The sequence below is a fragment of the Streptomyces sp. NPDC048255 genome, from assembly GCF_040652415.1.
In the GTDB taxonomy this organism is placed as follows: Bacteria; Actinomycetota; Actinomycetes; order Streptomycetales; family Streptomycetaceae; genus Streptomyces.
Window position 1 is genome coordinate 168,852 of the sequence record NZ_JBEZMA010000001.1, and the last position, 26,237, is coordinate 195,088.

At 71.6% G+C, this 26,237-nt stretch carries 19 protein-coding genes; 9 read left to right on the forward strand and 10 right to left on the reverse strand.

Annotated elements, in window-relative coordinates; genetic code table 11:
- Positions 1–3: 3 nt before the first annotated feature.
- From AB0D94_RS00835 to AB0D94_RS00845, 3 genes are read right to left on the reverse strand one after another with little or no spacing between them, the layout of a single operon-like run.
- Positions 4–915 (reverse strand): ABC transporter ATP-binding protein, encoded by a 912-nt coding sequence (locus AB0D94_RS00835; protein WP_362043878.1) that lies wholly within the window; start codon positions 913–915, stop codon positions 4–6.
- Positions 912–1,799: an ABC transporter permease subunit gene (locus AB0D94_RS00840; RefSeq protein ID WP_362043880.1), complete on the reverse strand. Its 888-nt coding sequence runs from the start codon at positions 1,797–1,799 to the stop codon at positions 912–914. Before AB0D94_RS00840 ends, AB0D94_RS00835 begins: the two co-directional genes overlap by 4 nt.
- Positions 1,789–2,769, reverse strand: a complete 981-nt coding sequence (locus AB0D94_RS00845; RefSeq protein ID WP_362043882.1) for an ABC transporter ATP-binding protein — start codon at positions 2,767–2,769, stop codon at positions 1,789–1,791. The genes AB0D94_RS00840 and AB0D94_RS00845 overlap by 11 nt, the downstream gene beginning before the upstream one ends.
- A 216-nt stretch (positions 2,770–2,985) precedes the next feature.
- Between AB0D94_RS00845 and AB0D94_RS00850 the strand changes: the two genes are divergently transcribed.
- Genes AB0D94_RS00850 through AB0D94_RS00865 form a run of 4 tightly spaced genes read left to right on the forward strand, consistent with a single transcriptional unit; the run spans position 2,986 to position 7,481 of the window.
- Positions 2,986–3,843 (forward strand): M24 family metallopeptidase, encoded by an 858-nt coding sequence (locus AB0D94_RS00850; RefSeq protein ID WP_362043884.1) that lies wholly within the window; start codon positions 2,986–2,988, stop codon positions 3,841–3,843.
- Entirely contained in the window at positions 3,840–5,630 is a 1,791-nt protein-coding gene (locus AB0D94_RS00855) for an SDR family oxidoreductase (RefSeq protein ID WP_362043886.1), read from the forward strand. Before AB0D94_RS00850 ends, AB0D94_RS00855 begins: the two co-directional genes overlap by 4 nt.
- Positions 5,627–6,556: a metal-dependent hydrolase gene (locus AB0D94_RS00860; protein ID WP_362043888.1), complete on the forward strand. Its 930-nt coding sequence runs from the start codon at positions 5,627–5,629 to the stop codon at positions 6,554–6,556. The genes AB0D94_RS00855 and AB0D94_RS00860 overlap by 4 nt, the downstream gene beginning before the upstream one ends.
- Positions 6,557–6,566: 10 nt before the next feature.
- Positions 6,567–7,481, forward strand: coding sequence for a MerR family transcriptional regulator (locus AB0D94_RS00865; RefSeq protein ID WP_362043890.1), 915 nt, complete (start codon positions 6,567–6,569; stop codon positions 7,479–7,481).
- Between the two features lie 167 nt (positions 7,482–7,648).
- On the opposite strand, the gene AB0D94_RS00870 is transcribed toward AB0D94_RS00865, so the two are convergent.
- Positions 7,649–8,500 carry an aquaporin gene (locus tag AB0D94_RS00870; protein WP_362043892.1) on the reverse strand — a complete coding sequence of 284 codons (852 nt, stop codon included), beginning with the start codon at positions 8,498–8,500 and terminating at the stop codon, positions 7,649–7,651.
- A gap of 133 nt (positions 8,501–8,633) precedes the next feature.
- Here AB0D94_RS00870 and AB0D94_RS00875 point away from each other — a divergent pair, with 133 nt between their 5' ends.
- The 3 genes from AB0D94_RS00875 to AB0D94_RS00885 all read left to right on the forward strand — a co-directional run bounded on the left by AB0D94_RS00875 (position 8,634) and on the right by AB0D94_RS00885 (position 14,262).
- A complete protein-coding gene (locus AB0D94_RS00875) occupies positions 8,634–9,173 on the forward strand; it encodes an RNA 2'-phosphotransferase (protein ID WP_362043895.1) in 540 nt (179 codons plus the stop codon).
- Between the two features lie 191 nt (positions 9,174–9,364).
- Entirely contained in the window at positions 9,365–11,239 is a 1,875-nt protein-coding gene (locus tag AB0D94_RS00880) for an HSP90 family protein (protein WP_362043897.1), read from the forward strand.
- Positions 11,236–14,262: a tetratricopeptide repeat protein gene (locus AB0D94_RS00885; RefSeq protein WP_362043899.1), complete on the forward strand. Its 3,027-nt coding sequence runs from the start codon at positions 11,236–11,238 to the stop codon at positions 14,260–14,262. The genes AB0D94_RS00880 and AB0D94_RS00885 overlap by 4 nt, the downstream gene beginning before the upstream one ends.
- Positions 14,263–14,325: 63 nt before the next feature.
- Here the strand turns inward: AB0D94_RS00885 and AB0D94_RS00890 are convergent, their stop codons facing one another.
- Positions 14,326–15,228 (reverse strand): LLM class flavin-dependent oxidoreductase, encoded by a 903-nt coding sequence (locus AB0D94_RS00890; protein ID WP_362043901.1) that lies wholly within the window; start codon positions 15,226–15,228, stop codon positions 14,326–14,328.
- A gap of 162 nt (positions 15,229–15,390) precedes the next feature.
- Here AB0D94_RS00890 and AB0D94_RS00895 point away from each other — a divergent pair, with 162 nt between their 5' ends.
- Entirely contained in the window at positions 15,391–16,308 is a 918-nt protein-coding gene (locus tag AB0D94_RS00895) for a Cof-type HAD-IIB family hydrolase (protein ID WP_362043903.1), read from the forward strand.
- A gap of 15 nt (positions 16,309–16,323) precedes the next feature.
- Here AB0D94_RS00895 and AB0D94_RS00900 read toward each other — a convergent pair whose 3' ends face one another.
- From AB0D94_RS00900 to AB0D94_RS00915, 4 genes are all read right to left on the reverse strand, one after another.
- Positions 16,324–18,060, reverse strand: coding sequence for a GAF domain-containing protein (locus tag AB0D94_RS00900; RefSeq protein WP_362043905.1), 1,737 nt, complete (start codon positions 18,058–18,060; stop codon positions 16,324–16,326).
- Between the two features lie 24 nt (positions 18,061–18,084).
- Positions 18,085–21,642, reverse strand: a complete 3,558-nt coding sequence (gene cydD / locus AB0D94_RS00905) for a thiol reductant ABC exporter subunit CydD (RefSeq protein WP_362043907.1) — start codon at positions 21,640–21,642, stop codon at positions 18,085–18,087.
- Positions 21,643–21,755: 113 nt separating this feature from the next.
- Positions 21,756–22,757, reverse strand: coding sequence for a cytochrome d ubiquinol oxidase subunit II (gene cydB / locus AB0D94_RS00910; RefSeq protein ID WP_362043909.1), 1,002 nt, complete (start codon positions 22,755–22,757; stop codon positions 21,756–21,758).
- Positions 22,758–22,775: 18 nt separating this feature from the next.
- Positions 22,776–24,281 carry a cytochrome ubiquinol oxidase subunit I gene (locus tag AB0D94_RS00915; RefSeq protein WP_362043911.1) on the reverse strand — a complete coding sequence of 502 codons (1,506 nt, stop codon included), beginning with the start codon at positions 24,279–24,281 and terminating at the stop codon, positions 22,776–22,778.
- 187 nt (positions 24,282–24,468) lie between these two features.
- On the opposite strand from AB0D94_RS00915, the gene AB0D94_RS00920 reads away from it, so the two are divergent.
- A complete protein-coding gene (locus AB0D94_RS00920) occupies positions 24,469–24,837 on the forward strand; it encodes a cyclophilin-like fold protein (protein ID WP_362043913.1) in 369 nt (122 codons plus the stop codon).
- 24 nt (positions 24,838–24,861) lie between these two features.
- Here AB0D94_RS00920 and hisC read toward each other — a convergent pair whose 3' ends face one another.
- Positions 24,862–25,941 carry a histidinol-phosphate transaminase gene (gene hisC / locus AB0D94_RS00925; protein WP_362043915.1) on the reverse strand — a complete coding sequence of 360 codons (1,080 nt, stop codon included), beginning with the start codon at positions 25,939–25,941 and terminating at the stop codon, positions 24,862–24,864.
- Positions 25,942–26,237 lie beyond the last annotated feature (296 nt).

A 26,237-nucleotide genomic window follows, 5' to 3' on the forward strand; every position in this document is an offset into this window, starting at 1 on the left:
CCTTCAGGCCGCGACGAGGTAGGAGAAGACCGACTCGAGGGACTCGTCGGAAGGCGAGACCGTCAGCAGCCGGATGCCGTGCGCGCGGGCGACCCGCGGGAGCAGCTCGGTGAAACGTCCGAAGTCGACGGCCTGGATGCGCAGGGCGCCCTCCTTCAGGTCGACCTCGATACCGGCCGTGGACGGGTCGGCGATCAGGGCCGCGGCGAGGGCCCGGTCGTCGGAGGAGCGGACGAGGTAGCGGTGCGGACGGTCCGTCATCAGGCGGCGGATCTTCCGGAAGTCGCCGGAGGCGGCGTGCCGGCCGGCGACCACCACCTCGATGTGCGAGGCGAGCTGCTCGACCTCCTCCAGGATGTGGGAGGAGAACAGGACGGTGCGTCCCTCGTCGCCCATCCGCCGCAGCAGGTCCATCAGCTGCATGCGCTGGCGCGGGTCCATGCCGTTGAACGGCTCGTCCAGGAGGAGCACGGACGGGTCGTGGACGAGCGCGGACGCCATCTTCACGCGCTGGCGCATGCCCTTGGAGTAGGTGGAGATCTTGCGGTCCTGGGCGTACTCCATCTCGACGGTGGCGAGGGCCCGCTGGGCGGCCGCGTCGTCGAGGCCGTGGAGTTCCGCGTTGGCGACGACGAACTCCCGGCCGGTGAGGAAGTCGTACATGGCCTCGCGCTCGGGCACGACGCCGACCTGCTTGTAGATCTGCTCGTTGCGCCAGATCGGCGCGCCGTCGAGGGTGACGGTGCCGGTGGAGGGGGCGAGGAAGCCGCCCATCATGTTGATGAGCGTGGACTTGCCCGCACCGTTGGGACCCAGCAGTCCGGTGACTCCGGGACCGATGCGCATGGTCACGTCGTTGACGGCGACGACGTTCCCGAACCAGCGGGAGGTGTGGTCGATGTCGATGGTGGTCACAGCCCGGCCTTCCGGTAGCGGGCCATCAGGGCGGCGTAGGAGCCGACGATGAGGCCGAGGGCGACGAGCAGGTAGACGAAGCCGGTGCCGGCCGTGGGGCCCTCGCCGCCGGGGAAGGCGGAGGTCGCGCCGAGGAAGGCCGTCTGGAAGCCGTCGATCAGGGTGATCGGGGAGAACAGGCCCATCCAGTCGATGGCTCCGGCGTTCCCGGTGCTGTAGGCGATGCCCTGGACGGCGGTCACCGCGCCGTAGGGGATCAGGAGCACGGCGATGATGGCGGCGACGCCGAACCCGCGGCGCGGGGTGAGCGCGGCCATGACCAGCCCGAGGCCGGCGAAGAGCAACGACAGAAGCAGTACCGACACCAGTCCCTGCCCGAATCCCTTGGTCTGGTCACCGAAGTCGAACTTCGCCAGCAGCGCGCCGATCCACATGATCAGCAGCGGGGTGGCGGTGAGGATGAACAGCGCCGAGGCCATGGCCGCGTACTTGGCCACGACGTAGTCGACGCGTTCGACGGGCCGCGAGAAGTAGAGCGGCACGGTCTTGAAGCGCAGGTCGCGGGAGACCGACTGGGGCGCCTGGGAGGCGAGGTAGAGGCCGATGATCACCTGTGTGGTGAGGGCGTACGTCGTGTACTTGATCGGCAGCTCGGTGGAGCCGGGGACCGCGATGGCGACGGCGACGATGATCAGCGCGGGGACGCACATCACCGCGAAGAGGAGCATCGGCAGGACCTTGGACTTGGCGGAGCGGCCGAGTCCGTAGGCGCCGCGCAGGGACTGCGAGAACAGCGACTTGCGAGCGTACGCGCGGCCGAGCCGGGCCCCGTCGTAGGACCGGTAACCGATGTTGTGGATCTGGGTCGAGGTGTCAGGCGCCATCGGAACCGGCTCCCTTCTGCTGGACGGTCTGGTCGTTGTCGCGGAAGACCTCCGCGATGTGGTGGCGGCGCTGCTCCATGCGGACCAGACCGATGCCCAGGTCGGCGACGGTGTCGCGGACGGTGTCGTACGTCTGCTCGCCGGTGGCCTCGACGAGGAGGACGTGACCCGCTCCGGGCAGGCCCTGCTCCCCGCTCATGAGGAGGGTGACGCCTGCCTCGGCGAGCGCCTTGCGCAGGGCGGCAGCGCCGTCCGGGTGGGCGTCCGAGTCGGTGACCTCGACCGCGAGGGTCGTGGTGGTCTGCGTGAAGTCGCTGGTGGAGCTCGACCGCAGCAGCTTGCCGCCGTCGACGACCACGACGTGGTCGCAGGTGCGCTCCAGCTCGCCGAGGAGGTGCGAGGTCACCAGGACCGAAATGCCGAAGTCGGTGTAGACGCGGCGGATCAGGCCGAGCATCTCGTCGCGGCCGACCGGGTCGAGCCCGTTGGTGGGCTCGTCGAGGAGGACCAGCTGGGGGTCGTGGACGAGCGCCTGGGCGAGTTTGACGCGCTGCTTCATGCCCGTGGAGTAGCCGCCGAGGGGCCGGTAGCGCTCCTCGTACAGCCCCACGTGGCGCAGGGTGTCGGCGGTGCGCTCGCGGGCGGCGGTCGGCGGGAGGCCCGACATGCGTGCCATGTGGACGACGAACTCGGTGGCCGAGACGTCGGGTGGCAGGCAGTCGTGCTCGGGCATGTAGCCGACGCGTTCACGGATGGCGTTGCCATGCGTGGCGACGTCGAGGCCGAGCACGGCGGCGCTGCCCTCGGTGGCGGGGGACAGTCCCAGCAGGATCTTGATCAGCGTGGACTTGCCGGCTCCGTTGGCACCCACGAGGCCGGTCACACCAGGCCCGATGTCCAGGGAGAGCCGGTCGAGGGCGGTCACTCGGGGGTACCGCTTGCTCAGGCTTTCGGTCGCGATGACAGTCACGGCACCGACGTTAGTGGCGTACCTGGCCGGAAGCGTCAGACCTGGAGCTGGATCCCTTCTCAGCCTTCCGGCGTACGGACCCGTACTGGAGGCTGATGTGGCCCGGACAACTTTGTCCACAGGTCCGTGCACGACCCTTGACGTGATCTCCGGTCATTGTCACATTCATCAGTGTCAACTTACGGGCGCGTACGGCTACAGGGACGGACGGCTGGCATGGCTGGGGACACCAAGCAACGCACCGCGCAACTCACCGCCGACCTGAGCGGCTTCAGGGAAGTGCAACGCCTCTCCTACGCGTGCGCGGAGGCCGTCGCCGCGCAGCTGCGGCCCGGGGTGACCGAGCGCGAGGCCGCGCGGATGCAGCGCGAGTGGCTGCGTGAGCGCGGGGTGCGGGACTGGTTCCACCTGCCCTTCGCCTGGTTCGGGGACCGCACCGCCTTCACGAACTTCAAGATCCCGCTGCAGTTCTTCCCGACCGGCCGGAAGCTGGAGCCCGGGATGCCGTTCATCCTCGACATGGCACCGGTCTACAAGGGCTACGCGGCCGACATCGGCTACTCGGGCAGCCTCGGCCTCAATCCTGTGCAGGACCGGCTCATGTCCGATCTGCGGGCGCACCGCGAGCTGATCCTCGAGCAGGTGCGGGAGCGCCGCTCCCTGCGCGAGATCTACGAGAACGTCGAGCGGCTGATGAACCGGCAGGGGTACGCCAACCGGCACCGCGCCTACCCCTTCGGCGTGATCGCGCACAAGATCGACCGGGTCAAGGAGCGCCGCTGGTCGCCGACCGCGTTCGGGTTCGGCACCCAGTCCCTCAAGGGGCTGGCCGGCGACGCCCTGCACGGGCACCGCGAGGGCTGGTCCCCGTTGTGGAGCCCGTACCGCTTCTCCGACCACCCGCCGCAGCCGGGGCTGTGGGCGGTGGAGCCGCATCTGGGCTTCCGGGGCACCGGCGCGAAGTTCGAGGAGATCCTGGTCGTCACCGACTCCCGGGACCCCGAGGAGAGCGCGTACTGGCTGGACGACGATCTGCCGCACGTGCGGCGCTGGGCCGAGGAGAAGGCAGCATGAGCGGCATGAGCGGAGCACAGGCAGCAGGACCGGCGGGGGCGCGCGAGCGGAAGGTGAGCACCGGCGGGGTCGAACTGTGCGTCGTCGAGCTGGGCGAGGCGGACCGGCCGACCGTGGTGCTGGTGCACGGCTATCCCGACAGCAAGGAGGTCTGGTCGGAGGTGGCCGAGCGCCTCGCGGCACGGTTCCACGTGGTGCTGTACGACGTACGCGGCCACGGCCGTTCCACGGCGCCGCAACCGCTGCGCGGCGGGTTCACCCTGGAGAAGCTGACCGACGACTTCCTGGCGGTGGCGGACGCGGTCAGCCCGGACCGGCCGGTGCACCTGGTCGGCCACGACTGGGGTTCCGTACAGGGCTGGGAGTTCGCGACGGTGGCCCGCACCGAAGGGCGGATCGCCTCCTTCACCTCGATGTCGGGCCCCTCCCTCGACCACTTCGGCCACTGGATCAAGAAGCGGATGACGCGGCCCACCCCCCGCAGGGCGGCGCAGCTGCTGGGCCAGGGCGCCAAGTCCTGGTACGTCTACATGCTGCACACGCCCGTACTCCCGGAGCTCGCCTGGCGCGGACCGCTCGGCAAGCGGTGGCCGGGGATCCTCCAGCGCATCGAGAAGGTCCCGGCCGGCGCCTACCCGACGGACTCGCTGCCCTCGGACGCGGCTCACGGAGCCTGGCTCTACCGCGACAACGTCCGGCCCCGGCTGCGCCGGCCGCGCCCCGACGCGTACGCGCACGTGCCGGTCCAGCTGATCACCCCGACCGGGGACGCCTTCCTGTCCGAGCGGCTCTACGACGACCTGGAACGGTGGGCCCCCGACCTGGTGCGCCGGACGCTGCCCGCCAAGCACTGGGTGCCCCGGACCAGGCCGGACCAGCTGGCCGCCTGGATCACCGAGTTCGTCACCACCCGGGAGGAGCCCGCCGCGCGGGCGCCGGAGCAGAAGGCTCCGGGAAGGTACGCCGACCGCTTCGGCGGCCAGCTGGTCCTGGTCACCGGCGCGGCCAGCGGGATCGGCCGGGCCACCGCCTTCGCGTTCGCCGAGGCGGGTGCCCGCGTGGTGGCCGTGGACCGGGACGCCGAGGGCGCGGCGCGCACGGCCGACATGGCGCGCCTCGTCGGCGCCCCCGAGGCCTGGGGCGAGTGCGTCGACGTCAGTGACGAGCAGGCGATGGAGAAGCTCGCGGCGAAGGTCGCCGCCGAGTACGGGACCGTGGACGTCCTGGTCAACAACGCCGGGATCGGACTGTCGGGGCCCTTCCTGGAGACCACCTCCGAGGACTGGAAGAAGGTCCTCGACGTCAACCTGTGGGGCGTCATCCACGGCTGCCGGATCTTCGGGAAGCAGATGGCCGAGCGCGGCCAGGGCGGACACATCGTCAACACCGCCTCCGCAGCGGCCTACCTGCCCTCCAAGACCCTGCCCGCCTACAGCACCTCGAAGGCGGCGGTGCTGATGCTGTCGGAGTGCCTGCGCGCGGAACTGGCGTCGAAGTCGATCGGCGTCTCCGCGATCTGCCCCGGAATCGTCAACACCAACATCACCGCCACCTCGCGTTTCGCCGGGGTGGACGCGGCCGAGGAGAAGCGCCGCCAGGAACGCTCCTCGCGGCTGTACGGGCTGCGCAACTTCCCCCCGGAGAAGGTCGCGGAGGCGATCCTGCGTGCCGTGGTGCGCAACGAGGCCGTGGTGCCGGTGACCCCCGAGTCCAAGGGCGCCCTGTGGATGTCCCGCTTCGCCCCGCGCACCCTGCGGGCGCTCGCGAAGCTGGACCCCCCGCTGTGAGCCCGGCGGCCCCGGATCCGGACCAAGTCGGCTCGCACCCGATCACCCCGCGCAGGGTGGCCTTCGACTGGAAGACCACCCCGCTGCACTGGATACCCGGCGAGCCCACCGCCACCCACGTGATCAATGTGCTGCACCTGCTCCTGCCTGCCGGGGAGCGGTGGTTCGTGAAGGTCTTCAAGGAGGGCCTGCCGCTGGTCACCGATCCCGGGCTGCTCCGGGACGTGAAGGGGTTCATGGGCCAGGAGGCCACACACAGCGTGCAGCACGCGTACGTGCTGGACCACCTCGCGCAGCAGCGGCTGCCCACCGAGGCGTACACGAAGCACGTGGACTTCCTCTTCGAGAAACTGCTGGGGGAGAGCCCGCCGTTCGGGGCGCCCGTCACGCCGCAGGAGTGGCTGCGCTTCCGGCTCTCCCTGATCGCCGCGATCGAGCAGTTCACGGCCGTTCTCGGGGACTGGGTCCTGCGCGCCGAGGGGCTCGACCGGGCCGGAGCGGACGAGATCATGCTGGACCTGCTGCGCTGGCACGGCGCGGAGGAGGTGGAGCACCGCTCCGTCGCCTTCGACATGTACCAGCACTGCGGGGGCACCGGTCTGCCCCGCTACGCGCGGCGCGTGGAGGGGATGGTCGTGGTCGCCCCGGTGCTGGCCTGGCTGTGGGTGTGGGGTGCCTCGTACCTCATGCGCAACGACCCGCAATCGGGCGGTCGGCGGCGCTATTCGCTCCGTGCGCACAACCGGGCCGTGGCCAAGGGACTGCTGCCCACGTGGAGAGAGCTCGGCACGGCCATACCCCGCTACTTCCGGCGGTCGTACCATCCCTCGCAAGAGGGCTCGCTGCGCAGGGCGGTCGAGTACCTCGCGGCTTCACCTGCCGCCCGGGCCGCGGCCGGCGCGGTCGGCCGAGCCGCGATGTCGTAGGGAGCCGGGATTGTCCGATCAGGCAGTAGCCGAGTACCGGATCGAGGATCTGGCACACCACAGCGGCGCGACGGTACGCACGATCCGGGCGTACCAGGACCGCGGTCTGCTGCCGAAGCCGGAGCGCCGGGGCCGCTCCAACGTCTACCGGGACACGCATCTGGCGCGGCTGCGCCAGATCGCGGACCTGCTGGACCGCGGCTACACCCTGGCCTCCATCAAGGAACTGCTGGAGGCCTGGGACGCGGGGCGCGGGCTGGGCGGCGTACTGGGGCTGGTCGCCGAGGTGCACGGGCCGTGGACCGACGAGGAGGCGGCCCGGATCAGCCGGGAGGAGCTGAACGAACGGTTCGGCGGGAAGCCCGACGACGCGGCGGTGGGCGAGGCGTGCGAACTGGGGGTGCTGGAGCGGATCCCGGGACGCCCCGAGGAGTTCCTGGTCCCCTCTCCTCAGGAGCTGGCGGTGGCCGCCGAGCTGTACGCGGCCGGGGTGCCGCTGTCGGCGATCACCGGGCACCTGCGGGAGCTGCGCGGGCAGGTGGAGCACATCGCCTCGCGGTTCCTGGAGTTCACCACCGAGCACGTCTTCGCCCGCTACCTGGGGCACGTCCCGCCCACCGACGCGGACGCGGCGGAGGCGGCCACGCTGGTACGGAGGCTGCGTCCGCTGGCCCAGCAGACGGTGGACGCGGAGCTGGCGCGGGCGATGCGGCTGTTCGCGACCCGGCACCTCCAGCGGCACCTGGGCGCGGCCGGGGCACCGCAGCCCTCGGGGCCCGCGCCGGTGGTTCTGCCGGCCGGGACGGTACGGGCGGTGCAAGAACTGGTGGGCGCCGAACACGTGGCGGAGTTCGTCCGGGCCGCGACGGAGCGGGAGCTCCAGGCCCGGACGATGAACGATCTGGCGCGCCGGGGCGAGCGGTAGCGTTTGCCGCGCCGGGGCGAGCGGTAGCGCTCGGTCAGTAGTCCACAGGGCGGATCGCGCTTTTGCCGCTGAAATCGCCCCAAACAGCTGTGGACAACTGCCGCACCCCTGTGGACAACAGGGGCGCGCGTCAGCCGGCCGTATCGGCCGGACCTTGACCGGAGGTCTCAGCCGATGGTCTCGTACGCGGCTTTGGTGGGCCCCGCACCGTCCACCGGCTCGGCGCCGGGCAGGGGGCCCGGCACGGCACCCGTCACGGCACCCGGCACGACCTCCACCACGACCTCCGCCGCGGTCGCCACCTCCGCCACCTTCGCCGACGCCGTCCGCGCGGCCCGGGAGCTCCCGTAGAGGAGGGAGGCGAGGATCAGGCCGAGGACCCCGCCGACCAGCTGGGCGGCGACGAATCCCGGCAACGACTGCGGTGCTATGCCGGTGAAGGAATCGCTGAAGCTGCGCCCGATGGTCCCGGCCGGGTTCGCGAAGGACCCGGACGAGGTGAACCAGATCGCGGCCGCGATGTACGCGGCGACCGCGGCCGGGATGAGCCTGGGCCGCCCGATGCGTTCGAGGCCCTGGATGACCAGCACCAGCCCGGCGGTGGCGACGACCTCGCCGATGAGCAGGTGGCCGCCGTCGCGGACCTGGGTGGCGAAGACGCCGGGGGTGCGGCCGAACATGGCGTCCGCGAGGACCGCTCCGCCGATGGCTCCGGCGGTCTGGGCCGCGGTGTAGACGAGGGCCTCCCGGCCGCCGAGTCCCGCACCGCCCCTGCGCCGGGCCCACCAGGAAGTGAGGGTGACCACCGGATTGAGGTGGGCGCCGGACAGCGGCCCGAAGAGGGTGATGATCAGCCCGAGGCCGATGGCGGAGGCGAACGTGTTGGCGACGAGGGCGACACCGGTGTCGCGGGTGAGTTCGGCGGCCTGGATTCCGGAGCCGATCACCACCACGAGCAGACCGGCGGTGCCGATGAGCTCGGCGGCGGCGCGGCGTGGAAGGGAAGCGTGCGCTGTCATGATTTCTCCCCATGGGCAGATGTGGCAGCGGAAAATATATTCCGTATCTCGGAATAGCGATAGAGGCTGTCCACCCCGGCCGGGCCCCGGAAAATCCCTGCCGGGAGGCCGCCCGACCGGGCACCCTGGGGCCATGGACGAAAGACGCACCGTGAAGGTGTCCAAATACGTCTCGAAACACCTCCGGCATCAGCCGGAACGCATCGGACTGGTGCTCGACCCGCACGGCTGGGTGGAGATCGCCGACCTGCTGCGCGCCGCCGCCGCCCACGGGTTCGCCTTCAGCCGCGCCGAGCTCGACCACGTCGTCGCCGCCAACGACAAGCAGCGGTTCGCCGTCGACGGCACGCGGATCCGGGCCAGCCAGGGGCACACCGTCTCCGTGGACCTCGGCCTCCCGGAGGCCGAACCGCCCGCGTACCTCTACCACGGCACCGTCGCCGCCGCCCTGGACCCGATCCGCGCCGAGGGCCTGCGCCCGATGGCCCGCCACCACGTGCACCTGTCCCCCGACCGGGAGACCGCGACCCGGGTCGGCGCACGGCGCGGCCGGCCGGTCGTGCTCAGCGTGGACGCCGCAGCGATGCGCGCGGCCGGGCACGTCTTCCGGATCAGCGCCAACGGGGTGTGGCTGGTGGACGCCGTACCGCCGCAGTTCCTGCGCTTCCAGTAGGACGGGCCTCCAGGCGGGCCCCGTACCGGAGAGCACGGCCCCAGGCAGCGCCTCCGTACCGCCGCCGGGAGCCCGGCGAATTCGGGCGGAGATCCACAGCCCGTCCCCCTACTCTGTTCCCACTCAGGGATCAGTGAGGGGGGACCTCGCGATCGCCGAACCACCCATGCGCGTACGCGAGGTGCCGCCCCATGACGTCCATGCCCCACACTTTCCAGGTCGATCTGCGCGGTCTGGTCGACCTCCTCTCCCATCACCTCTACTCCAGCCCGCGCGTCTACGTCCGCGAGCTCCTGCAGAACGCGGTGGACGCGATCACCGCCCGCCACGCCCTCGACCCGGCGGCGGAGGTCCGCATCCGGCTGTCGGCCACCGGCGGCAGGGTGACCATCGAGGACAGCGGCATCGGCCTGACCGCCGCCGAGGCCCACTCCCTCCTCGCCACCATCGGCCGCAGCTCCAAGCGTGGCGGGGACAGCGCCGCTGAGAAGATCCGCGGACTGGAGAGCACCCGCCAGGAATTCCTCGGCCAGTTCGGCATCGGGCTGCTCGCCTGCTTCGTCGTGGCCCGCCAGATCCGCGTCGTCACGCGCTCCGCCCGCGATCCCCAGGCCGCGCCCGTCGAATGGCTGGCCACGGACGACGGTTCGTACACCGTGCGCGAACTCCCCCACGAGGCACGCACGGAGCCCGGAACCACCGTCGTCCTGGAGCCACGCCCCGGGGCCGAGGAATGGACCACTGCCGCCAAGGTCGAGCAACTGGCCCGCGACTACGGCTCTCTGCTCCCCTACGACATCACCTTCGACGACAGGCAGGGCGATGGGCAGGGCGATGGGCACGGCGACGGGCTGCGCTCCGTCACCGACCGGCCGCCCGTGTGGGAGCGCGCCTTCCCCACCCCCACCGCCCGCCGCGTCGCGCTCGCCGGGCACTGCGCGCAGCTCTTCGGGTTCACCCCGCTCGACAGCATCGACCTCGACCTCCCGGTCGCCGGGGTGCGCGGAGTGGCGTACGTCCTCCCCGAACCCACCAGCCCCGCCCACCGGTCCGGACACCGCGTGCACCTGAAGGGCATGCTGCTGACCGACCGGGCCGACAACCTGCTGCCGGACTGGGCGTTCTTCGTCCGCGCCGTCATCGACACGGACACCCTGCGGCCCACCGCCTCCCGCGAGAACCTGTACGACGACGAGACCCTGTCCGCCGTCCGCGACGCACTCGGTGCCCGGGTCCGGACCTGGCTCGCAGAACTCGCGGCCAGCGAGCCGGAGCGCCTCGCGGCCTTCCTGCGCGTCCACCACCTCGGCGTGAAGTCGCTGGCCCGGCACGATGCCGACCTGCTCGGGCTGATGCTGCCGTGGCTGCCGTTCGAGACCAGCGACGGTTCGATGAGCCTGGAGGAGTTCGCGGCCGCCCACACGGAGATCCACTTCACGCGGACCGTCGAGGAGTTCCGCCAGATCGCACCCATCGCCGCGGCCCACGGCCTCGGCGTCATCAACGCGGGATACACCTACGACGCGGACCTGCTCGCCCTGCTGCCCGTCGTACGGCCTGAGCTCAAGGTCGTAGAGCTGGACGCCGGAGCGGTCACCGAGCGGCTCGACCCGGTGCCCACCTCCGCCGAACTGGCCCTCGCCCCCTTCCTGGCCACGGCCCGCACCCGGCTGGAACCCCAGAGCTGCGACGTCGTACTGCGCGCCTTCCAGCCCGTGGCCGTCCCCGCCCTCTACCTCGACGACCGCCAGGCCCGGCAGGAGCGCGACCGCACCGCGGCCCTCGACAGCGCCGACTCCCTGTGGAGCGGCATCCTCGGCTCGCTGCGCGGCTCCGCTCCGCGCGCCCGCCTGGTCCTCAACCACAACAACCCGCTGATCCGCCGGATCGCCGCCCTCCCCGACGAGGCCCTGACCGCGACCGCCGTCGAATCGCTGTACGGCCAAGCCCTGCTGATGTCCCAGCGGCCGCTGCGCGCGGCCGACACCACGCTGCTCAACCGGGCCTTCCTCGGACTCCTGGAGTGGGCGACGCACCCCGCCGACACCCAGGAGGACCAGAAGTGAGCCCGATGACCGCCGAGGAAGTCCGCCAGGCGCTCTACGCGAACCAGTGCCTCCCCAACGGACCCGCGCGCAGCGCCCAGGCGGAAACCCTGGCCGGCGCCGCCGAAGCCTGCGGCGACAGCCGCCTGTTCCGCCAGGCGCTGCTCAACCAGATCGACGCCTACGAGTACAGCTCCGAGCGGACCCGCATGGTGGTCCCCTTTGCCCGGCTGCTCCAGGAGTACGACCGCGACCCGGGCGGCTTCGACAGCGGCGAGGCCCACTCGTTGTTCTGGCGGTTCAAATGGGTCTCCGGCCAGCTCGTGAGCTCCCCCGAGATCCCCCTGTCCTCGGTGACCGGCTGGCTGGAGGACATGGAGCGGCGCTACCGGCTCGCCGGATACAGCGAGCGCGCGGTGCGCCAGTCCGAGTTCTACCTCGCCGACGCCACCGGAGACGACGAGCGGGCGGAGCGGGCCGTCAGCCGCTGGCAGTCCGCCGACCGCGACACGATGAGCGACTGCCACGCCTGCGAGACCAACTCCCAGGGCTGGTTCTGGGCGAGCCGCGGCGATGACGCGAAGGCCGTCGACGTCTGGGAGCCCGTGCTGGCCGGCAAGCAGAGCTGCCTGGAAGAGCCCCACCGGGTGCTCGCCCGCTCCCTCCTCCCGCTGGTCCGGCTCGGCCGCGGCGCCGAGGCCCGCGCCCACCACCTGCGGGGCTACCGAATGGCGCGCGGCAACGAGAGCCTGCTGCGCTCCATCGGCGAGCACATCGAGTTCTGCGCGCTGACCGGCAACGAGGCCCGCGGCCTGGAGATCCTCTCCGAGCACGCCGCCCGCCTGGGTCCGCTCGTGGACGTCGAGGCGCAGATGCAGTTCTACGGCGGCGTCCTCGTGCTGCTGCGCCGCCTCGGCGAACTCGGGCACGGGGCGGACCCGTCCGTCTCCTACGAGGGCACCGCGCGCACGGTGGACGAGCTGTACGGGCTCCTGCGCGAGGACGCCCTGGCGATCGCCCGGCGCTTCGACGAGCGCAACGGCACCACCCGGGTCTCGGACCGGCTCGTCGAACGCATCGGGCGGACCCCGCTGCTCGACGCCCTGCCGCTGGGTGTGCGCAGCACGGCGCTGGCGCGGACGGCGTCCGCGCCCGTACGGAAGGCCTCCGCGCCGGGGTCGGCCGAGGGCTTCGCGGAGCTGGTGGAGCGGGCCCGGGCGGCACGCGACCTCGGGCACCCCGGCGCGGACACGCTGTGGGCCGAGGTGGCCCTGCGCCCCGAGGCCGGGGCGGACCCGCTGGTCGCAACCGATGTGGCGGACCACCGGGCCCTGGCGGCTGCGCGGGCCGGGTCCGGCGAGGCCGCGCGGTTGCTGGCGGGCGTACGCGACGGCTACCGGGAGGCGGGTCTGGCGGAGCGCGCCGCCCTGGCCGAGCTGCGGCTGGCGACCGTGGCCGCGCAGTCCGGGGCCGGGGCGGGGGAAGTGCGGAAACTGCTGGCCGTCGCCCTGCGCGCCGCAGAGGCGCTGGACTCGGACGAGCCGCTGCGGACCCGGCGGATCGCGTTGGCGGAACTGACCGCGATCCGGGTGGAGTCCTACCTGCGCTCGCTCGACGCGGCACCGGACCACGACGGCCACGAGCACGGGCCCTCCCACGGGCACGGGCACGAACACTCACACGACCCGCAGCACGCGCACGGCGAACTGACCGCCGAGCTCAGCGCCTTCGTCGACGCCTACGCGCCGGCCCTGCCCGACGTGGCGGCGGAGGCCGAGGAGATGCTCGGCCGCCTCGCCCTGTCGCAGGGCGAGGCGGAGCGTGCCGTGGGACTGCTCGCCGTGTCCGCCGAACGGTCGGTCGCGGCGGGACGGCCGTGGCTCGCCGTGGACCCGCTGGTGCTGCGGGCCGGTGTGCTGATGTCGCTGGACCGCCCCGCGGAAGCGGAGGAGGCGGCCCGGGCAGGGCTCGCACACGCCGCCGAGGTGACCGACGCCGAGGCGCAGGGCGTCGTACGGCTCACCCTGGCCGACATCCTGCTGCGGCGGAGCGCGGCGGATACGGAAGCCGCCGGGCACGCCCTGGAGGCGGCGCACTGGTTCGACCTGGCCGGGCTCACCTCCGACGGCGGGGCCCAGGCCCGGCTGCTGCTCGCCCGGTGCCACGCCCGCGAGGGCCGCACCGCCGAGGCGGCCGAGGTGCTGCAGTCGACGCTGCCGGACCTGCTGGAGCACGGCGAGGGCCAGGCCGTCTCCGTACGGGAGTTCCTGGGCGATCTGCTGCGCGAGCTGAGGGACGCCCGGGGCGCGGCGGAGCAGTACCTGCTGGCGGCGGAGCTGGCCGAGCACTGGGAGGACCCGCGTCCGCAGGCGGGCTTCGCCCAGGCGGCTGCCGATCAGCTCTCCGAGGCGCGGCTGGTGCCGGAGGCGGTCGCCGCGTACGAGCGGGCCCTCGCACTGCGCCGGCGGTCGAAGGACGCGCCGGTCGCCGAGGTGCGGATCCTGCGTTCGCTGGCCTGGCTGGGGCTGCGCGACGGAGTCGACAACGCGGCGGTGGCGGGGGCTCGGGCCCGGATGGACGAGGCGGCGGAGGTGCTGACCACCGCACTGGCCGGCGTTCCCGGCGACCGCGAGGCGCGGGCCGAGCTCGCCGAGACCTGGAACCAGCTGGCGCAGGTCCTCGACCGGCGCGTCTGCGCGTACGAGGACCAGCACGGGGAGGAAGCGGAGGAAGACCGGGACTCCTCAGCCGCCGAACCGCTGAGCGCGGCGGAGCTGGAGGCACTGCGGCTGGAGGAGATCCTGCTCTGGGACCGGGCCGCCGCGCTCCACGCGGAGCTCGGCCCGGACCAGCTGGAGGCCCGGTACCAGTGCGTGAACAACGCCGCCTGGACCGAGCGCGAGCTGGGCCGGCCCGAAGCCGGCGCCGCCCGGGTCTCGGCGCTGGCGGACGAGGTCCGGGCCCTGCCCGAGGGCGCCGCACCGGAGTGGCTGCTGCAGAGCGCCGAACGCACCGCGCAACAGCTGCTGCGCGCCTCGTCCTGACACCGTCCGCTGCCGCCGCCTCTCCAAGGAGCGGCGGCGGCAGCTACAGCGGTGGGGGCCCGCTCAGCGCAGCTGGGACAGGGCCTCGGTGGCGATCCGCTCGAAGACGCCCTGGTCGGCGGCGAAGTCCGAGTCGGGGATCGGCCAGTGGATCACCAGCTCGGTGAACCCGAGCTCCTGGTGGCGGCCGGCGAAGTCGACGAAGGCGTCCACGGACTCCAGCGGGCGCCCCCGGTCGGGGGTGAACCCCGTGAGCAGGATCTTGTCGAGCTCGGCCACGTCCCGGCCTGCCTCCGCACACGCCTTGCCGAGCTTGTCGACCTGGCCGCGGATGGCCTCCACCGACTGCTCCGGGGTGCCCTCCTCGAAGATCTTCGGGTCGCCGGTCGTCACCCACGCCTGCCCGTAGCGCGCGGCGAGCTTCAGGCCGCGCGGGCCGGTCGCGGCTACGGCGAAGGGCAGCCTGGGCCGCTGGACGCAACCGGGGATGTTGCGCGCCTCCTCCGCCGAGTAGAAGTCGCCGGAGTGGCTCACCGCCCCCTCGGTCAGCAGCCGGTCCAGCAGCGGCACGAACTCGGCGAAGCGGTCCGCGCGCTCGCGCGGGGTCCAGGGCTCCTGGCCCAGCGCGCTGGCGTCGAAGCCGTTGCCGCCCGCCCCGATGCCGAGGGTGATGCGCCCGCCGGAGATGTCGTCCAGGCTGATGAGCTCCTTGGCGAGGGTCACCGGGTGCCGGAAGTTCGGCGAGGTGACCAGCGTGCCCAGGCGCAGCCGGTCGGTTACGGCCGCTGCCGCGGTCAGGGTCGGTACCGCCCCGAACCACGGGCCGTCACGGAAGGTCCGCCAGGACAGATGGTCGTAGGTGTAAGCGGCGTGGAAGCCGAGCTCCTCGGCCCGTACCCACTGGTCGCTGCCTCCCTTGTGCCACGGACGTACAGGAAGGATCACCGTGCTCAGGCGCAATTTCATGCCTTCGAGCCTACGGCGCCCCAGGCACCGATCGTGTTTCACGTGAAACATCGCCCTCGGCGTCGCCGTCCGCGCGCCGATGTTTCACGTGAAACACCGGCCACTCGGCCAGGTCTTTCCGATCATGGTCCTGTCGTGCGGACCCATGGGCGAAGATGGAGCGTGACCTCGGCTCCCCAGCGCCCGGACGGGCCAACCCCCGCACCCCGGCTCATCGCCACCGACCTCGACGGCACCCTGCTGCGCGACGACAAGTCCGTCTCGCTCCGCACCGTCGCCGCGCTCGCCGCCGCCGAGGAGGCCGGGATCGAGGTCTTCTTCGTCACCGGGCGCCCGGCCCGCTGGATGGACGTGGTCAGCGATCACGTCCACGGCCACGGCCTGGCGATCTGCGCCAATGGCGCCGCAGTGGTAGACCTCCATGCCGGACGGGAGTTCGTGCAGGTCAGGGCCCTTCCCCGGGCATCCGCTCTGGCCGTCGTGGATGCTCTGCGCGCGGCCGCTCCCGGCACCTCCTTCGCCGTCGAGCTGACCACCGGGATCAACTACGAGCCCGAGTACCCGCCGTTCTTCAAGGACGCGGGAGCGAACATCGCCACCGCCGAGAAACTGCTGCACGAGGACACGGACGGCAGCGCCGCACCCGTGCTCAAGCTGCTCGCGCACCACGCCGAGCTCGCCCCCGACGAGTTCCTGACGCTGGCCCGCTCCGCCGCCGGCCAGTACGCCTCGATCACCCGCTCCAGCCCGACCTCCCTGCTGGAGATCAGCGGGCAGGGCGTCTCCAAGGCGAGCACCCTGGCGCTGTGCTGCGCGGAGCGCGGGATCTCGCCCGACGAAGTGGTCGCCTTCGGGGACATGCCCAACGACGTCGAGATGCTCGGCTGGGCAGGCACCTCGTACGCCATGGGCAACGCCCACCCGGATGTGATCGCCGCCGCCTCCGGCCGTACGACGGCCAACAACGAGGACGGCGTCGCGTTGGTCATCGAGCGCATCCTGGCGGAACGCATCGCCCGCCGGCAGGAACGCCGGCAGGAGCACGAGCCGGAACCCAAGCAGGAGCAGCAGCAGGCCTGACTGGGCGCCCACGGCTCAGAGCGGGGCCTCCCACACCAGCGTGGTGCCGCCGCCGTCCTCGCCGATGCCCGGGCCGTACGAGCTCGCGCCTCCCAGGGACTCGGCCCGGCGCCGCAGGTTCCGCAGCCCGCTGCGCCGTCCGCCCTCCGGGATGCCCACCCCGTCGTCGGCGACCTCGAGCCGCACGCCCGGGCGCCCGTCGGCCAGGGTGATGGTGGAGTCCACCACCACCTCGATCCGTGAGGCGTCCGCGTGCCGGAAGGCATTCGACAGGGCCTCGCGGAGCGCCGCGATCAGGTTCTTGCCCACCAGCTCGCCGACGACCGCGTCGATCGGGCCGAGGAAGCGGTGTGCGGGCTTGAAGCCCAGCGGTACGGCCGCCATGTTGATCTCCCGCAGTACCCGGGTGCGCAGCCCTGAGGGGGCCTCCGCCGGGCCCTGCTGGAGGGCGAAGATCGCGGTGCGGATCTCCTGGATCGTCACGTCCAGCTCGTCCACGGCCTTGCCGACCCCGTCACGGACCTCGGGGACGATGGACCGGCGCTGGGCCCCCTCCAGCATCATCCCGGTGGCGAACAGCCGCTGGATGACCAGGTCATGGAGATCGCGGGCGATCCGGTCGCGGTCCTCGAACACGGCGAGCCGCTCCCGGTCGCGCTGGGCCTCGGCCATCATCAGGGCGAGCGCCGCCTGGGAGGCGAACTGCGTGGCCAGGGTCCGCTCGGCCTCGCTGAAGGGACGCGCGCCACGGGCCCTGGGGGTGACAAGGGCGCCCAGCACCCGTCCGCCGCTGTGCAGCGGCAGCATCATGCAGGGCCCGTACTGGCTGGTGAGCTTGCTGGTCATCCGGGGGTCGGACGCGGCGTCGTCGACGAAGACCGGCTCGCCGTGCAGCAGTCTTTCCACCACCGGGCTCTCGGCCGGGATCACCACGCCCAGCGAGGTTGCCGGGTTCTCGGCGGAGACGGCGACGATCTCCATCCCACCCTCCTCGGCCGGCAGCATCACGATTCCCGCGGAGGAGTCCGCCAGGCGGCGCGCCTGCTCCGCGACCACCACGAGGGCGTCGTCCGCGTCCCCACCGGACAGCAGGGCGGTGGTGACGGCCACCGAGCCGTCGATCCAGCGTTCACGCTGGGTGGCGGCCTCGTAGAGCCGGGCGTTGCCGATGGCGATGCCCGCCTCGGTCGCCAGCACCCTGACCATGTGGACGTCGTAGTCGTTGAACTCGCCGCCACCGTTCTTCTCGGCGAGGTAGAGGTTGCCGAAGATCTCTCCCTGCACCTTGATCGGAACGCCGAGGAAGCTCCTCATCGGCGGGTGGTGCTGCGGGAATCCGGCCGAGCGCGGGTCCTTGGTCAGATCGGCGAGGCGCACCGTGTCCTGATGCGAGATCAGGGCGCCCAGCAGTCCCCGCTTCCCGTCCGGACGGTGGCCGATCTTCCGGGCGAGTTCGGAGCTGATCCCGTAGGTGACGAAGTCCGAAAGCCCGCGGCCCTCGGTGTCCACGACACCGATCGCCGCGTAGCGGGCGTCGGCAAGCTCGGCCGCGGTCTCGCAGATGCGGTCCAGTGTGGAGTGCAGTTCCAGTCCGGTACCGACCGACCTCATGGCCTCCAGCAGTTGCGGCACCCGGGCCGTGAGCTCGGTGGAAAGGCCCTGGAGACTCCTGGTGGCCTGGGTGGCGGCCTCCAGGGGATCCGGCGTTCCCGGGGGCGGATCCGACGGTTGCGGCGACTCCTGCACTGACATGCTCTTGAGCCTAGTTAGTCCCCTTTAGCGAGGAAAGTCGGCCTGGTGAAACTCGGCCACGCTCCCGCCAGCCGCCCTCTCCCGTTCCAGCAGCCGCCGCAGCGGCCCCTCCACCTCCGCAAGCTCCGCGTACGCACCACGTTGCACGACCGCCCCGCGGTCCAGTACGAGCACCTCGTCGACCGCCTCCAGACCTGCCAGCCGGTGCGTGATCAGCACGGTGGTACGCCCCACGGTGGCGGCCAGCAGATCCGCGGTCAGGGCGTCGGCCGTGGCCAGGTCCAGGTGCTCGGCCGGCTCGTCCAGGACCAGTACGGGGAAGTCGGCGAGCAGGGCCCGGGCCAGGGCCAGGCGCTGGCGCTGGCCGCCGGAGATCCGCTCACCGTGCTCGCCGACCAGGGTGTCCAGCCCGTCCGGCAGCCCGTCGGCCCACTCCAGCAGCCGGGCCGCGGCCAGCGCCTCCCGCAGCTCCTCCTCGCTCGCCCCGGTCCGGGCCAGCCGCAGGTTCTCCCGTACCGAGCTGTCGAAGAGGTGCGCGTCCTGGGCGCAGAGGCCGACGACGGTCCGTACGTCGTCGCCGTCGAGCAGCCGCGCATCCGTCCCGCCCAGGGTGTACGAGCCGTCACGCGGGTCCAGGAAGCGCAGCAGGACCTGGGCCAGCGTGGTCTTGCCCGAGCCCGAGGGACCGACGACGGCGATGCGGCGGCCGGCCTCCAGGGTGAGGTCCAGCCCGTGCAGCGCGTCCCGTTCCTGGCCGGGGTGCCGGGCGGCGAGCCCCGTCAGCCGCAGCGGGAAGGCCTCGGCGGGCATCCGGTCCGCCTCTTCGGGCTCGGCGACCGGGACCGGGGCGTCGATGACCTCGTAGACCCGCTCGGCGCTACGGCGCACCCGCTGGCGGTACTGGACCGCGAGCGGAAGCCCGTTGACCGCCTCGAAGGCTGCCAGGGGAGTCAGTACGGCGACGGCCATGGCCACCCCGGACAGCCGCCCCGCGTGAACCGCGCTCGCGGCAACGGCCGCGGCGGCCACCACCGTGAGCCCGCAGACCAGCGCGGACAGTCCGCTGCCCAGCCCGGTGGCGGCCGCCCCCCGCGCGGCGATGGCCGTCAGCACTACATCACTCCGCCGCGCGCGGTTCTTCCTGTCCTCCAGGGCGCCGGCGACGGTCAGTTCCGCAGTACCCGTGAGCAGATCGGCCACCCGGGTGGCGAGCTCGCCCCGCGCGGGCGCGAGCCTGCGCTCCGCACGGCGGGCGCACGCCCCGCTGACCAGCGGCACCCCGATGCCTGCGGCCAGCAGTCCGACGGCGAGGACGGCTCCGGCCCCGGGCAGCAGCCACGCGGTGAAGGCCACGGATCCGGTGCCGACCAGCACGGCGGTGCCCAGCGGCAGCAGCCAGCGCAGCCAGTAGTCCTGCAAGGCGTCGGCGTCGGCCACCAGCCGGGCCAGCAGATCCCCCCGCCGGTGCTCGCGCAGCCCGGCGGGCGCGATCCGCTCCAGCCGCCGGTAGACCGACACCCGCAGGTCGGCGAGCATCCGCAGCACGGCGTCGTGCGAGACGAGCCGCTCGGCGTACCGGAAGACCGCACGGCCCAGTCCGAAGGCGCGGGTGGCGGTGACGGCCACCATCAGGTAGAGCACGGGCGGCTGTTCGGAGGCCCGCGAGATGAGCCACCCGGACACGGCCATCAGCCCGACGCTGCACCCGACGGCCAGCGCCCCGAGCAACAGCCCCAGCCGGAAGCGGCCTTGCCACGCCTGGGCCACGGCCCGCACCCGGCGCAGCGGATCGGTCCCGCCCGCGTCCGTTCCCCCGCCGGCGCGTGCCTTCTCGGGCGCGGCGCCGAGGATCCACTCCCCAGGGTCCCGGGCCGTCACAGACCCGGCTGCGGGGAGGGCGCGGTGAGGCCGGTCGGCCTCGGGCCCCGGTGCTGTGGAGCGACCCGCCGTCATGGCCACCACCCGGTCGGCGACGGCGAGCAGGGCCGGCCGGTGCACCACCAGCACCACGGTCCGCCCCACGGCCAGCCGCCGGACCGCGTCCACGATGCCCGCCTCGGTCTCCCCGTCGAGAGCCGCCGTCGGCTCGTCCAGCAGGAGCACCGGCCGGTCGGCCAGGAACGCCCGCGCCAGGGCCAGGCGCTGTCGCTGTCCGGCGGACAGCCCCACGCCGCCCTCGCCCAGCAGGGTCTGCGCCCCGCGCGGCAGGGCGGCCACGAACTCCCACGCCCCGGCGTCCCTCAGGGCCGCTTCCAGTTCGGCGTCGGAGGCCGTCGCCCTGGCCAGCCGCACGTTCTCGGCTATCGTCCCGGCGAACAGGTGCGGCCGCTGCGGCACCCAGGCGATCCGCTCGTGCCACTGCGCCGGGGCCAGATCGGCCAGGTCCACGCCTGCGACCCGGACCCGCCCTGCGCTGGGTGTCACGAACCCCAGCAGCACCTGGAGCAGGGTGGACTTGCCCACGCCGCTCGGGCCGGTGAGGGCCACGCACTCCCCGGGCTCCACCGTCAGGGAGACGGGCCCGGGGGAGTCCTCGCCCCGTCCTTCGTACCGGACGGCGACCCCTTCGATCTCGATCCGCAACGGGGTGCCGGCCGGCAACACCTTCTCACCGGCCGGAGCCGCGACCGGGGTCTCCAGGACCGCGAAGATCTCCTCCGCGGCCGACAGCCCCTCCGCGGCGGCGTGGTACTGGGCCCCCACCTGGCGCAACGGCAGGTAGGCCTCGGGGGCCAGGATCAGGATGACCAGGCCCGTGTAGAGGTCCAGTTCCCCGTGGACCAGCCGCATGCCGATGGTCACGGCCACCAGCGCCACCGAGAGGGTCGCCAGCAGCTCCAGGGCGAAGGACGAGAGGAAGGCGATGCGCAGGGTCCGCATCGTCGCGCGCCGGTAGTCGTCGGTGATCTTGCGGATCGACTCGGCCTGCGCCTTGGCCCGCCCGAACACCTTCAGCGTCGGAAGTCCGGCCACCACGTCGAGGAAGTGTCCCGACAGCCGGGACAGCAGTCGCCACTGACGGTCCATCCGGGACTGGGTGGCCATCCCGATGAGGACCATGAACAGGGGAATCAGGGGCAGCGTGACCACGATGATGGCCGCCGAGACCCAGTCCTCGGTGACGATCCGGGCGAGTACCGCCACCGGTACGACCACCGCGAGCCCCAGCTGGGGCAGATAGCGGGAGAAGTAGTCGTCGAGGGCGTCCACGCCACGGGTGGCCAGCGCGACCAGGGACCCGGTCCGCTGACCGGTCAGCCAGCCCGGACCCAGCTCCGCCGCCCGCTCCAGCAGCCGGCCACGCAGCTCCGACTTGACCGCCGCGCCCGCCCGGTGCGCGGCGAGCTCCGTCAGCCAGGCGATCAGCCCCCGCCCGAGCGCCACGGCCGCGAGCAGCAGCAGTGGCGTCCGGAGCGCTTCACCGTCCAGGCCCTCCTCGAAGGCGCCGACCACGATCTCGGCGATCAGCATCGCCTGACCGACGACCAGGCCCGCCCCGGCCAGACCCAGGGCGACCACGGCCCCCAGGAAGAGGCGGGTGGAGCGGGCGTACCGAAGCAGACGCGGATCGATCGGTTTCACGTGAAACATCCCCCAAGACAGGGCAGGGCCAGACCGGCGGGTGAGTCGTCCGAACCGGCGGGTCAGTCGTCCGAGGTCCTCGGTGCACCGAGGACCTCAGCGCATCCAGTACGTCAGTGCACATCGACGATGTGCTGCGTCCCGATCCGCTTGCGGAACACCCAGTACGTCCAGCCCTGGTAGAGCAGGACGAGCGGTGTGGCCACTCCCGCGCACCAGGTCATGATCTTCAGGGTGTAGGGGCTGGACGAGGCGTTGGTGACCGTGAGGTTCCAGGCGTCGTCCAGCGAGGACGGCATGACGTTCGGGAAGAGCGTCAGGAAGAGCATCGCCACGGCCGCCGCGATGGTGATCCCGGACAGTGCGAACGACCAGCCCTCACGGCCCGCCAGGTTGAAGCCGAGTGCCGCGACCAGCGCCACCACGGCGACGGCCATGGCGATCAGGCTCTTGCCGTCGCCGCGCGAGACCTGGGTCCAGATCAGGAAGACGAGTGCCAGCACGGCCGTGACCGCGCCGAGCCGGGTGGCCAGTGCGCGCGAGCGGTCCCGGATGTCACCGACCGTCTTGAGCGAGGTGAAGACCGCGCCGTGGAAGGTGAACAGGGTGAGGGTGACCAGGCCGCCGAGGATCGAGTAGACGTTGAGCAGGTCGAAGAGGCTGCCGACGTACTCCATGTCCTGGTCGATCTTCACGCCGCGCACGATGTTGGCGAAGGCCACGCCCCACAGGAACGCGGGGATCAGCGAGGTCCAGAAGATCGCGTGTTCCCAGTTGGTCTGCCACCGGTCCTCGGGACGCTTGTGCCGGTACTCGAAGGCGACGCCGCGGATGATCAGGCAGACCAGGATGAGCAGCAGGGGCAGGTAGAAGCCGGAGAACAGGGTGGCGTACCAGTCGGGGAAGGCGGCGAAGGTCGCACCGCCGGCCGTGAGCAGCCATACCTCGTTGCCGTCCCACACGGGCCCGATCGTGTTGATCAGGACCCGCTTCTCCTTGCGGTCGCGGGCGAGCAGCTTGGTCAGTACGCCGACTCCGAAGTCGAAGCCCTCCAGGAAGAAGTAGCCGGTCCACAGGACGGCGATGAGCACGAACCAGACGTCATGGAGTTGCATGGTGTGGTCCCCTCAGCCTCAGTACGAGAAGGCCATCGGCCGGTCAGGGTTCTTGTCGTCCCCGCCGATCTTGGTGGGCGGGTTGAGGTCGGCCTCGGTGAGCTCGGGCGGCCCGGCCTTGACGTACTTCACGAGGAGCTTGACCTCGATCACCGCGAGTACGGCGTAGAGCAGCGTGAAGCCGATCATCGAGGTGAGCACCTCGCCCTGGGAGACGTGGGGCGAGACCGCGTCACGGGTGCGCAGGACTCCGTAGACCACCCACGGCTGGCGTCCCATCTCGGTGAAGATCCAGCCCCAGGAGTTGGCGATCAGCGGGAAGCCCATGGTCCACAGCGCGAGGATCCAGTACCACTTGGCGAACTTGGGGCTCAGCGCGCTCTTGAAGAGGACCAGGTGCGGGACTTCGTCCTCCCCGGTCCGCAGCCCCCGCGGCAGCAGGAACTTCCTGCGCGTCAGCCACATGCCCAGCGCTCCGACGCCGAGCGAGGCCATGCCGAAGCCGATCATCCACCGGAAGCCCCAGTAGGCGACGGCGATGTTGGGCCGGTAGTCGCCGGGGCCGTACTTCTCCTGCTGGGCCTTGTTGACGTCGTTGATCCCGGGGACGAAGGAGGTGAAGTCGCCGTTGGCCAGGAAGGACAGCACGCCGGGGATCTCTATCGCGACCTTGTTGTGGCCCTTGTCGACATCGCCGTACGCGAAGACCGAGAAGGGCGCCGGCGCCTCGCCGTCCCAGAGCGCCTCGGCGGCGGCCATCTTCATGGGCTGCTGCTTGTACATCACCTTGCCGAGCAGGTCACCGCTGATGGCGGTGCCCAGACCGGCGATGATCATCACGGTCAGGCCGAGCCGCAGCGAGGTCCGCATCACCGGGATGTGCCTCTTGCGCGCCAGGTGGAAGGCGGCGATGCCGACCATGAACGCGCCGCCGACGAGGAAGGCGGCCGTGATGGTGTGGAAGAACTGGGTGAGCGCCGTGTTCTGGGTGAGCACGAGCCAGAAGTCGGTGAGCTCGGCCCGTCCCCGCTCCTCGTTGATGCGGTACCCGACGGGGTGCTGCATCCAGGAGTTGGCGGCGAGGATGAAGTAGGCCGACAGGACGGTCCCGATGGACACCATCCAGATGCAGGCCAGGTGGATCTTCTTGGGCAGCTTGTCCCAGCCGAAGATCCACAGGCCGATGAAGGTCGACTCGAAGAAGAAGGCGATCAGCGCTTCGAAGGCCAGCGGGGCCCCGAAGACGTCACCGACGAATCGCGAGTAGTCGGACCAGTTCATGCCGAACTGGAACTCCTGGACGATGCCGGTGACGACACCCATCGCGATATTGATCAAGAAAAGCTTTCCCCAGAACTTCGTGGCCCTGAGGTACTTCTCCTTCTCGGTGCGCACCCATGCGGTCTGCAGCCCTGCCGTGAGCGCGGCAAGGGAGATCGTCAGCGGGACGAACAGGAAGTGGTAGACGGTGGTAATGCCGAACTGCCATCGCGCCAGCGTCTCCGGCGCCAAAGCCAGGTCCACGTCGTCGTCTCCTTCGGTCGCCGTGGTCAGAGCGGCAGTCTGCCTGTCTCATCCCGCACAATCCGGGAGGAACCAAGACAGCTTGTGAACGCGTTCACATTCACAAGCATTATGTCCTACCGGCATCCGGGGCAATCAGGCGGGGGTCCTCTAGCCAATAAATTCAACAGATTGTTGAATACGGCTCATGCAGATACGAATCTCCTGGCCCGCGGGCCAGCTCACCGCAACCCTCGACGAGACCCCGACCAGCAAGGCGCTGGCCGAGGCCCTTCCGATCTCTGCCTCGGCGAACACCTGGGGCGAGGAGGTCTACTTCGACACCGGCGTCTCCGTGGCGCTGGAACACGACGCCCAGCAGGTCGTCGAGCCCGGCACGGTCGCCTTCTGGACCGAGGGCGACGCGCTCGCGCTCCCCTACGGCCCGACGCCCATCTCGCGCGGAGGCGAGAGCCGCCTGGCGAGCCCGTGCAACGTGCTCGGCTCGTTCGACGGCGACGCCCGCCTGCTGTCCACCGTCCGCGACGGCGACCCGGTCCGCGTGGAACTGGCGTAGCGGCCCCGGACGGGGCCGACCGCCCTACAGCTCCTTGAAGAACGCCTCGGCCGTGTGCAGGAAGAGGTCGTTCGCCTCGGTCTCACCGATCGTGACCCGCAGGCCCTCGCCGGCGAAGGGCCGGACCACCACACCGGCCTTCTCGCAGGCCGCCGCGAAGTCGGCGGTCCTCTCCCCCAGCCGCATCCAGACGAAGTTCGCCTGAGTGTCCGGGACCGTCCAGCCCTGCGCGAGCAGCGTCTCGTGGACCCGGTTGCGCTCGCACACCAGCGCCCCGACACGGCCCATCAGCTCGTCCTCCGCACGCAGCGAGGCGACCGCCGCGTCCTGGGCGAGCTGGCTGACGCCGAAGGGCACCGCCGTCTTGCGCAGCGCCGCGGCCACCGGCTCGTGCGCCACCGCGAACCCGACCCGCAGGCCGGCCAGCCCGTACGCCTTGGAGAACGTGCGCAGCACCGCCACGTTCGGACGGCTGCGGTACAGCTCGATGCCGTCCGGCACGTCCGCGTCGCGTACGAACTCGCGGTAGGCCTCGTCCAGCACCACCAGGACGTCGGAGGGCACCCGGTCCAGGAACCGCTCCAGCTCGGCACGGCGTACGGCGGTGCCCGTGGGGTTGTTGGGGTTGCAGACGAAGATCAGCCGGGTCCGCTCGGTGATCGCCTCGGCCATCGCGTCCAGGTCGTGCACGTCCCCGTCCGTCAGCGGTACCCGCACGGAGGTCGCACCAGAGATCTGCGTGATGATCGGGTACGCCTCGAAGGAGCGCCAGGCGTACATGACCTCGTCGCCCGGGCCGGCCGTCGACTGGATCAGCGACTGGGCCACGCCCACCGAGCCGGTGCCGGTGGCAATGTGCTCGACCGGCACCCCGAACCGCTCCGCGAGCTCGTTCACCAGGCCGGTGCAGGCCATGTCCGGGTACCGGTTGAAGTTCCCGGCCGCCGCGACCGCGGTCTCCAGTACCCCCGTCAGCGGCGGGTACGGGTTCTCGTTCGAGGACAGCTTGTACGCAACGGCCCCGCCCGCGGCCGCGGGCTTGCCGGGCTTGTATGTCGGAATGCCGTCCAGCTCGGCGCGCAGCTTCGGGCTCTTCTCGCTCACCGCAGGTCCTCCTCGACCGTCCCGTACGACGTCGCCGTCGACTCAATACTGCTCACCTTATGAGGATTCCGCCTTCCCGAGAATGGGGGCGCCAGGAATGTGGGGGAGCGCGCGCATATATGCGCGCGCCGGTGGCCCGCGCCGTGGCGCGCGTCCCTCGTGCAGGTGAGTTGAGACCGTCCCGAGACCACACCGTTTTGGCATGCTCGTACCCGCCGACACGGGCCAAGACCCCCCTGCGCGATCAAATACCTTCATTTCCAAGGTCATTGGGGGTGGCGAACCATGCAGAAACC

Coding starts and splice junctions, on each gene's coding strand:
- AB0D94_RS00855 (WP_362043886.1), top strand. CDS start 3,840: ATGAGCGGCATGAGCGGAGCACAGGCAGCAGGACCGGCGGGGGCGCGC.
- AB0D94_RS00840 (WP_362043880.1), bottom strand. CDS start 1,799: ATGGCGCCTGACACCTCGACCCAGATCCACAACATCGGTTACCGGTCC.
- AB0D94_RS00890 (WP_362043901.1), bottom strand. CDS start 15,228: ATGAAATTGCGCCTGAGCACGGTGATCCTTCCTGTACGTCCGTGGCAC.
- AB0D94_RS00900 (WP_362043905.1), bottom strand. CDS start 18,060: ATGTCAGTGCAGGAGTCGCCGCAACCGTCGGATCCGCCCCCGGGAACG.
- AB0D94_RS00920 (WP_362043913.1), top strand. CDS start 24,469: ATGCAGATACGAATCTCCTGGCCCGCGGGCCAGCTCACCGCAACCCTC.
- AB0D94_RS00875 (WP_362043895.1), top strand. CDS start 8,634: ATGGACGAAAGACGCACCGTGAAGGTGTCCAAATACGTCTCGAAACAC.
- cydB (WP_362043909.1), bottom strand. CDS start 22,757: ATGCAACTCCATGACGTCTGGTTCGTGCTCATCGCCGTCCTGTGGACC.
- AB0D94_RS00850 (WP_362043884.1), top strand. CDS start 2,986: ATGGCTGGGGACACCAAGCAACGCACCGCGCAACTCACCGCCGACCTG.
- AB0D94_RS00870 (WP_362043892.1), bottom strand. CDS start 8,500: ATGACAGCGCACGCTTCCCTTCCACGCCGCGCCGCCGCCGAGCTCATC.
- AB0D94_RS00880 (WP_362043897.1), top strand. CDS start 9,365: ATGACGTCCATGCCCCACACTTTCCAGGTCGATCTGCGCGGTCTGGTC.